The sequence below is a fragment of the Bacillus sp. C30 genome, assembly GCF_040838255.1.
GTDB classification, from domain to species: Bacteria; Bacillota; Bacilli; order Bacillales; family Bacillaceae_G; genus Bacillus_A; species Bacillus_A mycoides.
In genome coordinates this window covers 1-10,852 of the sequence record NZ_JBFPJH010000108.1, presented here as the reverse complement: position 1 = coordinate 10,852, position 10,852 = coordinate 1, and the positions used below count along the sequence as shown (strand labels likewise).

10 protein-coding genes and 1 tRNA gene are annotated in these 10,852 nt (G+C 36.2%); 3 read left to right on the top strand and 8 right to left on the bottom strand.

Annotated elements, in window-relative coordinates; genetic code table 11:
* Window positions 1-284: 284 nt before the first annotated feature.
* The 4 genes from AB3X49_RS12380 to AB3X49_RS12365 all read right to left on the bottom strand — a co-directional run bounded on the left by AB3X49_RS12380 (window position 285) and on the right by AB3X49_RS12365 (window position 4,830).
* A complete protein-coding gene (locus tag AB3X49_RS12380) occupies window positions 285-2,411 on the bottom strand; it encodes a peptidoglycan D,D-transpeptidase FtsI family protein (protein WP_367962352.1) in 2,127 nt (708 codons plus the stop codon).
* Window positions 2,412-2,520: 109 nt separating this feature from the next.
* Window positions 2,521-3,798, bottom strand: coding sequence for an MFS transporter (locus tag AB3X49_RS12375; protein ID WP_002015154.1), 1,278 nt, complete (start codon window positions 3,796-3,798; stop codon window positions 2,521-2,523).
* Window positions 3,799-3,920: 122 nt separating this feature from the next.
* Window positions 3,921-4,532 (bottom strand): superoxide dismutase [Mn], encoded by a 612-nt coding sequence (gene sodA, locus AB3X49_RS12370; RefSeq protein WP_001052029.1) that lies wholly within the window; start codon window positions 4,530-4,532, stop codon window positions 3,921-3,923.
* Window positions 4,533-4,756: 224 nt separating this feature from the next.
* Window positions 4,757-4,830: transfer RNA gene (locus AB3X49_RS12365), tRNA-Ile, on the bottom strand.
* A 239-nt stretch (window positions 4,831-5,069) separates the two neighbouring features.
* Here AB3X49_RS12365 and yqgB point away from each other — a divergent pair.
* The 3 genes from yqgB (at window position 5,070) to ispG (ending at window position 7,555) form a co-directional block, all read left to right on the top strand.
* On the top strand, window positions 5,070-5,837 hold the full coding sequence (yqgB, locus tag AB3X49_RS12360; RefSeq protein WP_367962349.1) for a protein YqgB: 768 nt from the start codon (window positions 5,070-5,072) through the stop codon (window positions 5,835-5,837).
* A gap of 65 nt (window positions 5,838-5,902) precedes the next feature.
* Window positions 5,903-6,274 carry a protein YqfZ gene (yqfZ, locus tag AB3X49_RS12355; RefSeq protein ID WP_002088653.1) on the top strand — a complete coding sequence of 124 codons (372 nt, stop codon included), beginning with the start codon at window positions 5,903-5,905 and terminating at the stop codon, window positions 6,272-6,274.
* A gap of 165 nt (window positions 6,275-6,439) precedes the next feature.
* On the top strand, window positions 6,440-7,555 hold the full coding sequence (gene ispG, locus AB3X49_RS12350) for a flavodoxin-dependent (E)-4-hydroxy-3-methylbut-2-enyl-diphosphate synthase (RefSeq protein WP_131798918.1): 1,116 nt from the start codon (window positions 6,440-6,442) through the stop codon (window positions 7,553-7,555).
* Window positions 7,556-7,639: 84 nt separating this feature from the next.
* Here ispG and AB3X49_RS12345 read toward each other — a convergent pair whose 3' ends face one another.
* The 4 genes from AB3X49_RS12345 to AB3X49_RS12330 form a co-directional block, all read right to left on the bottom strand.
* The gene (locus AB3X49_RS12345) at window positions 7,640-8,053 is read right to left on the bottom strand and encodes a Fur family transcriptional regulator (protein ID WP_002015164.1); all 414 of its coding nucleotides are present in this window, start codon (window positions 8,051-8,053) and stop codon (window positions 7,640-7,642) included.
* 13 nt (window positions 8,054-8,066) lie between these two features.
* Entirely contained in the window at window positions 8,067-8,900 is an 834-nt protein-coding gene (locus AB3X49_RS12340) for a metal ABC transporter permease (protein WP_002015165.1), read from the bottom strand.
* Window positions 8,900-9,670: a metal ABC transporter ATP-binding protein gene (locus tag AB3X49_RS12335; RefSeq protein WP_002015167.1), complete on the bottom strand. Its 771-nt coding sequence runs from the start codon at window positions 9,668-9,670 to the stop codon at window positions 8,900-8,902. Before AB3X49_RS12335 ends, AB3X49_RS12340 begins: the two co-directional genes overlap by 1 nt.
* Window positions 9,671-9,850: 180 nt before the next feature.
* Window positions 9,851-10,729: a YitT family protein gene (locus tag AB3X49_RS12330; RefSeq protein WP_002015168.1), complete on the bottom strand. Its 879-nt coding sequence runs from the start codon at window positions 10,727-10,729 to the stop codon at window positions 9,851-9,853.
* Window positions 10,730-10,852 lie beyond the last annotated feature (123 nt).

Sequence of the window (10,852 nt, the reverse complement as noted above, 5' to 3'; positions counted from 1 at the left end):
TCACCAATCGGGCGTTTACGGGCAGCAGGGCTCCCACCTAACTTCTTTGCTCCAGCTGAATTTTGAGGTGGGAGTTTTACCGCCCTCAAACGCGGGATAAAACTGCTATCGCCTATCACACACAACAAACTTAGAGCGTATGCACTAATCTTGTTGTGTTCATCGTTTTTGAAACTACATGTTTTTTCAATATTTTATGCTTGTCCACATTTACTAAACCATATGCGTAAGGCATAAAAAAAAGCACACTATCTTTTCAGATAGTGTGCTTTTTTTACAACTTTTTATTCATCATCTTGATTTTTATTTTTTTTCGCTTTTTCATCTTGCGGAGCTTCACCAGTTAATGCTTGTTTTTTCAAATCAAAGTAAGCGTCCATTATTTCACGACTGATATATCCATTAATCCCTGTTTTATCATCATGTACCCATGGCACAACAACAGAAAATGCTACTTCTGGATCTTCAAGTGGCGCATAACCTACTAATGTTAAGTTATATGTTTCAACACGCTCACCCTTTGCATTTCTACCAATCTCTTTATCTCCGCCATATACAGTTTGAGCTGTACCTGTTTTCCCAGCGGCTTTATACGGTGCACCTGCAAAGTATTTTGTAGCTGTACCACCTGTATCGTTAAACACTTGTCTAAATCCTTCTTGAACACGTTTAATTTGTGATTCAGGCATATCAACACGATTTAATACTTTCGGTTCCATGGATTGAACAACTTTTCCAACTTCCTCTGGCTTCGCCGATGGCTGACGAATTTCCTTTACAACTTGGGGTTGCATACGATATCCACCATTTGCAATCGTCGAAATATATTGCGCTAATTGAAGCGGTGTATACGTATCATACTGCCCGATTGATAAATCTAATAAGAAACCTGGTTGATTTCCTTTACCTATTTGACCAGCAGTTTCATTTGGCAAATCAATTCCTGTTTTCACACCAAGTCCAAACTGACCAAAATAGTAACGCATAGTATCGAACGCACTTTTCGGAATATCTAACGTACCGCCTCGTACATATGGAACCCCAGCGATATTCATCGCTGTTTTAAACATATAAACGTTAGAAGACATTTTTAACGCTGTCAGGTCATTAATATACCCCATCGTTTTCCAAGATGACTTCGTAGGTGTCCCTTTTAATTTAATCGGTTCATCATACTGTACAGCTCCAGGCTGAATCGCACCAGTTTGATATCCCGTAAGTACTGTCGCGCCTTTTACAGTTGAACCCATCGGATAAGAACTTGTCATCGTTCCTAATGCAAAATCCTCTACTTTCGTTTCGCCGTCTTTATTTACTAATTGTTTCCCCGCCATAGATAAAACTTCACCATTTTTCGGGTTCATCATTACAACGAATGCACGGTCTAAAAGAGGCTCGCTCCCTTTAAATCTCATTAAGTTTTTTGTAAGAATTTCTTCTACGCGCTTTTGTAATTTCATATCAATCGTTAAATTCAGATCGTTACCTCGTTGTCCTTGTGACACATTAATAGTTTCTAAAATATTACCGTCTTTATCTGTAACATTTCTAACTTCAGCTTTTGTGCCGTGTAAACTATCTTCGTACTGTTGCTCAAGGTAACTTTTTCCTACGCGATCGTTACGATTATAATCACGAACAAGATAGTGATCTAATCTTTCTCTCGGTAACCCTTCATCAGAAGAAGTTACACCACCAAGTACACTTCGGAACATATCGTCATACTTATATTTTCGCTCCCAGTCAACATTTGTATCTACACCTGGTAATTCCGCTAAATTTTCACTAATAATCGCGTATTCTTCCGGTGTTGCATTTTTTTTAACGATTTGTGGCGTCATTGCATATCCGCTTTCCATCTTACTTTTGATCGCCAATATTTCTAAATCTTTTGCTGACAGTTGATTAATCTCTTCTTCTGTTACACGATTTCGTTGACGTTCATCTAGTTCTTTATCGTCAATTTTATTCGCTTTAAACTCTTCACGATCTTTTTTTGTGATTTTTGCTTCTGCTTCTTCTTTATGTAAAGCAAGCCAATAATCTTTCTTATCGCGATCTGTTAACTTATCTGTTGGGACTTCAATTAAATCTGCTAACTTTTTCGCCGTCTCTAAGCGATCTGCTGCAGTTGATCCCTTCATTTTTGTAAATGTAATTGTACGAATAGGCTCATTATCTACGACCGCTTCTCCATTACGATCAAATATTTTCCCGCGTGGTACAGGATTACTTATCGTTGAGTTTTCTTTTTTCTCAACTTCATTTTTATATTCCTCACCACGAACAATTTGTACGTATCCAAGCCTTACAATAACCGCGGAGAACATTAAAAACACGCAAAAAAACAACACGTTTAACCGAAAAGGAACGTGGGTCTTTTTCTTTTGTTGTTTCTGCTTCTTGCTCATACAAACCCCCTCTACCAACAGCTATGTAATGTGAAAGGGACACCTTCATACAGGTGCCCTCACTGCTGTCTTACATCTTTTTCTATTCTAGCATAAAACACGCGATAAGTTAACCTTCTGGTTCAGTTTGATTCTGTGTGCTTCCTTGCGCTACAACACTGGTTTTGTTCACATTCCCCTCATCATATTTGACATTTTTAACTGCAAAATAAATAAGAAAATGTCCAGCTCCTAAAATACATAGTAAGAAAGGTAAACTTTTTTCAGGCGGAAAAAATATGACAGCACATAAAAAACTTAAAATGGAACAAATTCTTCCGGCATTTAACCATAATTCCCTGACCACTATATATTCTACACGCCATTCTCTCGCCTGTTTTGCTCTACCAATTACATCGTATGTCATTGAGCCGTACGGAACGAGTAAAATCGGATATGCAACCGCAATACATGCTGCATAAATAAGTAATTTCGTATATGTAACATTAAAAATAACTAAAAATACGACCGCATATAAAATAATGCCACCAAGTAAAATTGCTTTTTTTCGCCATTCTTTCTTTAACATACGAGCAACTAAATAATAGCATACAAATGATACTGCAGAATTCACTAAACTATATTTCCCTAGTGCTAACTCGCTACCAGATGCTAAATAGACATATACCGAAATGACGAAAATAAACGTTCCCTCTCTCAAACCTTGGAAGAAATGAGCGCGCGTAATTCTTCCCCAGTTTTCATCAACTTGCCGCTCTTTCAATACTTGCACAATTTCATAGCGTCCTTCACATTCCCTCTTCGATAAAAAAAAGCTTAGAACGACTGCAACCGCAAATAGCATTAACGAGAGGAAGAAAACGACAGTATAACCACTCCATTTTTCCATACGTGAAATTGTATATCCTGCTGCTATCGGTCCAATCATTCCAGAGAACGATGTAAGAAGTCCTAGAAAACCGTTAAAAAAATCTCTTGTTTCTGGTTCTGTAATCTCAAATGTCAACAAGTTAAAAGCGAGCCAATAAAAACCATAACCAACTCCTAAAAGGGCTCCCATTAATAAAATATAGTGAGATGCACTTTTTCCCGCTACTAAAACGACGATAAAAAAAACAGCTAACGTGCCTACACCGATTCTCAATAAAATCGAGCGATCAATACGTTTCGCTAATTTCCCGCCCACAAGAAATGTTAGAGGCTGCAATACAACGCTGGCCAAATTATACAAGCCCAGATTCACATAATTTTGTGTTTGCTTCCATAAATAAATGTTTACAAACGTATTCGATAAAGAAATTGCGAGCGTGTATAAACCTCCTATAACGAGCAATAATACTAAATCCCGATTCACTTCAACATCACCGATTACATGTTTCCACTTCATACACAACTCTCCTTTACTTCATGTTCTAGTCTTCCAAAGACAAGCTCAATTATGTAAAAGGAGAACATAGAAAAAAGCTAGGAGAAAACCCCCTAGCTTTTTTCTAGCTGTATTAACTTTAATTATTTTGCTTCTTGGTAAAGTTTTTCAGCAACGTTCCAATCTACAACGTTCCAGAATGCACCGATGTAGTCAGGACGACGGTTTTGGTAATTTAAGTAGTAAGCATGCTCCCAAACATCTAAACCGATAACTGGAGTTTTACCTTCAGTTAGAGGAGAATCTTGGTTTGGAGTGCTTGTTACTTCTAACTCACCATTGTTTACTACTAACCAAGCCCAACCAGAACCGAAGCGAGTTGCGCCAGCTTTTGCGAATTCTGCTTTGAATGCATCGAAGCTACCGAATTTCGCTTCAATCGCAGTTGCAAGTTCGCCTACTGGTTGTCCCCCGCCGTTTGGAGATAGGATTGTCCAGAAGAATGTATGGTTAGCATGTCCGCCACCATTGTTACGTACTGCTGTACGGATTGCTTCAGGTACTTCGTTTAAGTTTGCAACTAATTCTTCAACACTTTTGTCAGCTAATTCTGCATGACCTTCTAAAGCAGCGTTTAAGTTTGTAATATACGTGTTGTGATGTTTTGTATGATGGATGTTCATTGTTTCTTTATCAAAGTGAGGTTCTAAAGCATCATACGCATAAGGTAAATTTGGTAATTCGTGTTTTGCCATTGTTATATTCCTCCCGGTTTATGTATTGTCACTACATAGTGTGACCTACAACTTCATTCTACCCTAATTGCCATAGGGTGCAAACAAATAAAACGCTTTGTCTTGCTATCATTAAAGTAGCAAAATTCCCACTTCTTTTCAATTAAAATGCTCATATATTCCGAAAAAAAGCTTCCTTCTACAAGGAAGCTTCCTGCTGACATAATAAACATATGAAATGGATATGGACCCTGTAGGACTCGAACCTACGACCGGACGGTTATGAGCCGTCTGCTCTAACCAACTGAGCTAAGGGTCCACGATTATGTATGTGCCATTAAAAACAACTAAATTCCAATCGGATATATCGTTTGAAAAATGTAAGATAAATTTACCATATACGAAAGAAAAGTGTCAATTGTATTTTTCTCTACTAAAAGAAGTAAATTAATAAGAAGGAATTTAGTCTTCTCTACTATATGTAAATATAATATATCTTGAGCTTCTCTAGATTCGTACGTTACAATGATTTTATACATACATAAAGGAAGTGAATCTATGTCCATTTTTACACAGATAGCAAAAAGCGTATATTCGCCTAAAGATATGGCGCTTTTCCGTTTTCAAAAAATCGGTAAAACCATTTTGTATATTATGCTTCTTTGCCTAATCACTACTATTCCAAGAACTTTCTTGTACGGTAGCGTTATTCAAGATGGTGTTAACATGGTAAATAAAGTAATCGAAAAAGATTTACCTGATTTTAAAATTGAAAATGGCGAGCTAACAGCTGATATTGATCAACCTATCGAAAAAGAAGATGGAAATGCCCTTTTCGTATTTGATCCAAATTCAACAGACTTAGAAAAATATCAAAATAAAACAGGTTTATTTGTTTTAAAAGATAAAGTAGTCTCCATGGGGAATGGTCAAACACAAACATACTCCTATAATGACTTATTAGGCGTATCTCTTGAGAAAAAAGATTTACAAGATTTCATTTCGTTATTTGACAGTATTTATCCAATCTTATTATTCGTTATTGGGTTCTTACTGTACTTGTTCCAATTATTTATTACCTTTGTAGGAGTTACATTGCTTGCCTTCATCGGTTCTGCGATGAGCGGTCAACGCAAATTATCTTATAAACAAGTTTGGACATTAACTGCTTACAGCTACACAATTCCAACAATCTTCTTTATGATTATGGATTTATTCAAAATAAACGTACCTGGTGCAACATTCATTTACATTGCAGTTGTTTTAATCGTTCTATACTTAACAATTAAAGAAGTTCCAAAGCCGAAAGAAAAACAAGAACTATAAAAAAATGCCTAAATAGGCATTTTTTTTTTGGACAAGCATATATTCCTAGCAAAGGAGTGAAGGATATGAAGAGATTAGGTGTACTCTTATTCGTGCTTGTCCTCGGTTATATATTTTATTACGACATAAAAATCGGTACTTTACCGATGTTAAGTTCATACAAAAAAACATCTGCTGCCCAAACGATAAAAAAAGAAAATACAGATACAAAACAAAATAAAGAGAAAGAAACAGAAAAAGAAAAAGAAACGGATACAGCTTATAAAGCAATCGAAGTAAAAACTGGCGATACAGTTCTTTCTATTACAGAAGCAATTAATAAGAAAAAAATTCCTTCTATTGAAAAAGTAATTGATGATTTTAAGCAATTAAATAAAAATACATCTGCTACAAAAATCCAAGTTGGAAAGTCTTATAAATTCCCCTTATATCAATAAGCAATCACTTAATCCTTGTCAATTACATAAAGGCGCTGATACAATAGTAAAAGTGAAACCGAGTACTTTGGTTTCTATAGCCCTTTCTCACACATACTATCATTGATGTAAGGGACTAAAATAAGAAACTTCTTTTATAAGGAGAGCGATCAATTCGTGAATGAAATGACTCAACGCACAAAAACACGTCCAGTTAAAGTCGGTAATTTAACAATTGGCGGTAACAATGAATTAATTATACAAAGTATGACGACAACAAAAACGCATGATGTTGAGGCTACAGTTGCTGAAATTAAACGTTTAGAAGAAGCTGGCTGTCAAGTTGTTCGTGTTGCTGTTCCAGACGAACGCGCAGCAAATGCTATTGCTGATATTAAAAAACAAATCAACATTCCACTTGTTGCTGATATTCATTTTGATTACCGCCTTGCTTTAAAAGCAATCGAAGGCGGCATTGATAAAGTACGTATCAATCCAGGTAACATTGGACGTCGCCATAAAGTAGAAGCTGTTGTAAATGCAGCGAAAGAGCGTGGCATTCCAATCCGTATCGGTGTAAATGCCGGCTCATTAGAACGTCATATTTTAGAAAAGTATGGATATCCAACTGCTGATGGTATGGTCGAGAGCGCACTGCACCATATTAAAATTTTAGAGGACTTAGATTTCCACGATATTATCGTATCAATGAAAGCCTCTGATGTTAACTTAGCAATTGAAGCATACGAAAAAGCTGCTCGCGCTTTTGATTATCCATTACATTTAGGTATTACAGAATCAGGAACATTGTTTGCTGGGACTGTAAAAAGCGCCGCCGGTCTTGGAGCAATTTTAAGTAAAGGCATCGGAAATACACTTCGTATCTCTTTAAGCGCTGATCCAGTTGAAGAAGTAAAAGTTGCACGTGAACTATTAAAATCATTCGGTCTTGCATCTAATGCCGCAACACTTATTTCTTGTCCAACTTGTGGTCGTATTGAAATCGACCTAATTAGCATTGCTAATGAAGTCGAAGAATACATCTCCACACTTAAAGTTCCAATTAAGGTTGCAGTACTCGGCTGTGCCGTAAACGGTCCTGGTGAAGCTCGTGAAGCTGACATCGGTATTGCCGGTGCACGCGGAGAAGGTTTATTATTCCGTAAAGGGCAAGTCGTTCGTAAAGTACCAGAAGAAACAATGGTAGAAGAACTGAAAAAAGAAATTGATGTAATCGCTGCTGAAATGGCTGCCGAACGAGAAAAAGAAAAAGAAAAAGAAAAAGAAAAACAAGAACAATAAAAAGAAGGTTGCCACAATTTTTGTGAGCAACCTTTTTTTACATTCAAATTAAAAACTCGTCAGTTATATAACTGACGAGCCCTCTCATTTTGCACATTTTGGGCAACGACCATATATTTCAAACTTATGCCCCGTTACCTCATAACCTTTAAAATCTTTATTCATAAAATCCATCGGGCAGGAATTAATCTCTTTTGTACCACCACAATCTAAACAAATGAAATGATGATGATGTTCCATAATGGAGCATGTAAAACGGAAATGCTTTTCACCATTTAATTCCGTTTGCTCTAAAACACCGACTTCAGCAAAAACCGTTAAGTTACGATAAATCGTATCAAAACTAAGTCCTGGATAATCACCCTTCATATGCTCTAAAACATCTTTCGCAGTTAAATAACGATTATGAGCTGCGAATAATCTCAGCATTTCTTCCCTTTTCCCTGTATGTTTGTATCCCTTTTCCTTCATTAGGCGTAAAGCTTCTGTTAGATTCATACCTATCCCTACTTTATGCAGTTTTTTTCTTTTTCCATAAAATTGCACCAATTAAAATAAGAACCGCTATCATAACAATTGTACCACCTGGAGCTAAATCAAGTTGATACGAAGCAAACATTCCACCAATTACTGCAATTTCACCAAATAAAATGGAAAAGAAAATTGTTTGTTTAAATCCTTTTGCAATACGAATACTTGCTGCAACTGGTAACGTCATTAAAGATGATACGAGAAGAACACCTACAACACGCATTGATACCGCAATTACAAGAGCAACTAATATAATGAAGATAAAGTGAATCCACTTTGCACTTAAACCGGTTGATACAGCGTATTCCTCATCAAATGATAGTAAAAACAACTCTTTGTATAATAAAACAATCGTCGCAATAACAACAATTGCTACTATACCAATAATAATTAAATCCGCACTTGTTACAGCACTTACACTACCAAATAAATAACTAAATAAATCCGTATTGAATCCATTAGCAAGTGAGATGAAGATAACTCCAATCCCCATCCCTGCTGAAAGTATAATCGGGATTGCTAACTCTTGATAATGTTTATATACAGTACGTAATTTTTCAATTAGCAATGCTCCACCGATTGAAAAAAACATCCCCATATATAAAGGGTTTAAAAACCCACCGGTAAAGATTGTCTTTTCAAGTAATAAACTTGCTGCAATTCCTGATAACGTCACATGACTTAATGCATCCGCAATAAGCGACATGCGGCGAATTACAACGAACACGCCGATAAGTGGTGCGACAAGCCCTATTAAAATACCAGCGTATAAGGAATTACGTAAAAAATCATATTGTAAAAAATCCTGTATCATTATATCCTCCCGTGATGCCCATGTTCATGTTCTAAGCGATGAACATGATGTCCATATAAAATCGACATTTCTGCATCTTCTAACTCTCGGAATTTCTCTACATTCCCATGGAAATGTAAATGCTGATTCAAACATGCAACATGCGTCACCTTCTCTGTTACAGCACCCATATCGTGCGTAACAAGAATTAACGTAATTCCCAATCTTTTGTTTAAATCCTCTAGTATCTCATAAAAACTTGCCACATTTTTCACATCAATCCCAACAGTAGGCTCGTCCAAAATAAGCAATTCCGGATCACTTACAAGTGCACGAGCAATAAATACACGCTGTTGTTGTCCACCAGAAAGTTCTCCAATGTTGCGACCTCGAAACTCGCTCATACCTACATCAGCAATCGCTTTTTCTACTTTCGCATTATCGTCTTTCGTAAAAAAGCGAAAAAGCCCTTTTTTCGAAACGAGCCCCATTGAAACAACCTCGAAAACAGTTGCCGGGAAACCTGAGTTAAAGCTACTTGCCTTTTGGGATACATAACCAACTTTATTCCACTCTTTAAATTTCTTACTATCAATGCCAAACAATCTAATACTTCCTTGCTTTGGTTTTAAAACACCCAATAAGCATTTAAGTAAAGTCGATTTCCCTGAACCATTCGGTCCAACTAAACCTAAAAAAGCTCCCTTCGGAACTTGCAAATTAATATCTTCTAACACGTTGCGATCTTCATACCGAAACGTTAATCCTTCTATTTCCAATATATTATTCATAGCATCTCACCTATTTTAATTCAGAATGATTCCGATTTATCTCTATTTGAATTATAGTACAGCTTATTATAGTTGTAAACCAATCTGCCTAAAATATATTCTTTATTTCAAGAAACCTTATTATTATAACAAAAAGCAGAGAAGAATTCTCTGCTTTCAAAAGATATTACAATTAACTTTTTAGTGAATTGCTGATTTAAACTTACCACCATTTGTCTCTTGTGTATTCATAATCGTAACAAATGCGTTTTCATCAATTTCATGCACAATTGATTTTAACTTCGTCACTTCCAGACGTGTTACAACTGCATAAATAACTTCTTTTTCTTTATCTGTATAGCCACCTTTAGCAACAAGTTTTGTTGTTCCACGACCAAGGCGGTGTAAAATCGCATTTGATACTTCCTCATATTGATCCGATACTATTAAAACTGCTTTCGTTTCGTCTAATCCTTGAATTACCGTATCAATTGTTTTGAATGCGATATAGTACGTCATAACAGAATACATCGCTTGTTCAACACCAAAAACAAATGCTGCCCATGCAAAAATGAATAAGTTCACAAACATTACGAATTCACCAACAGAAAACGGTAATTTCTTCGTTAATAGAATTCCCATAATCTCGGTCCCATCTAACGATCCACCATGACGAATAACAAGTCCTACACCAATCCCTAAAATAAGACCGCCAAAAACTGTTGCTAAAATCGGCTCTGTTGTAAATGGCGGGATAGCATGCAACGTTGATTCAATAAATGCTAAAGCTACAATTCCAAATGCTGAAGATAACATGAATGTTTTTCCAATTTGCTTATACCCGGAGTACATAAAAGGAATGTTGAGGATAACAACTAAAGTAGAAAAGCTTAACCACCAAATATTAGGAGTAAGATAATCTAATATAAGAGAAATACCAATAATTCCACCATCAATAATTTTATTTGGCATTAAAAACAGTTCAATCGCTACCGCCGCACACGCTGCCCCAAAGACAATCATAACTAAACGATATACAAGATGAATAACACTTTCTTTTCGATGTTGCTTTTTTTCCATAAGTCCTCCTTATACTCTTTATCTATAGTTTTGTTCTTATATTATAACATAAGCTTCTTTTCCCCATTGAAAAAATGCACCTTGATACGAATATGTACAAGCTATGCGTACATATATTTCGAT

What these genes read in the sequence shown, in the direction of transcription:
- AB3X49_RS12380 (WP_367962352.1), bottom strand. Translation starts at nt 2,411, where the DNA reads ATGAGCAAGAAGCAGAAACAACAAAAGAAAAAGACCCACGTTCCTTTT.
- AB3X49_RS12375 (WP_002015154.1), bottom strand. Translation starts at nt 3,798, where the DNA reads ATGAAGTGGAAACATGTAATCGGTGATGTTGAAGTGAATCGGGATTTA.
- sodA (WP_001052029.1), bottom strand. Translation starts at nt 4,532, where the DNA reads ATGGCAAAACACGAATTACCAAATTTACCTTATGCGTATGATGCTTTA.
- yqgB (WP_367962349.1), top strand. Translation starts at nt 5,070, where the DNA reads ATGTCCATTTTTACACAGATAGCAAAAAGCGTATATTCGCCTAAAGAT.
- yqfZ (WP_002088653.1), top strand. Translation starts at nt 5,903, where the DNA reads ATGAAGAGATTAGGTGTACTCTTATTCGTGCTTGTCCTCGGTTATATA.
- ispG (WP_131798918.1), top strand. Translation starts at nt 6,440, where the DNA reads ATGACTCAACGCACAAAAACACGTCCAGTTAAAGTCGGTAATTTAACA.
- AB3X49_RS12345 (WP_002015164.1), bottom strand. Translation starts at nt 8,053, where the DNA reads ATGAATCTAACAGAAGCTTTACGCCTAATGAAGGAAAAGGGATACAAA.
- AB3X49_RS12340 (WP_002015165.1), bottom strand. Translation starts at nt 8,900, where the DNA reads ATGATACAGGATTTTTTACAATATGATTTTTTACGTAATTCCTTATAC.
- AB3X49_RS12335 (WP_002015167.1), bottom strand. Translation starts at nt 9,670, where the DNA reads ATGAATAATATATTGGAAATAGAAGGATTAACGTTTCGGTATGAAGAT.
- AB3X49_RS12330 (WP_002015168.1), bottom strand. Translation starts at nt 10,729, where the DNA reads ATGGAAAAAAAGCAACATCGAAAAGAAAGTGTTATTCATCTTGTATAT.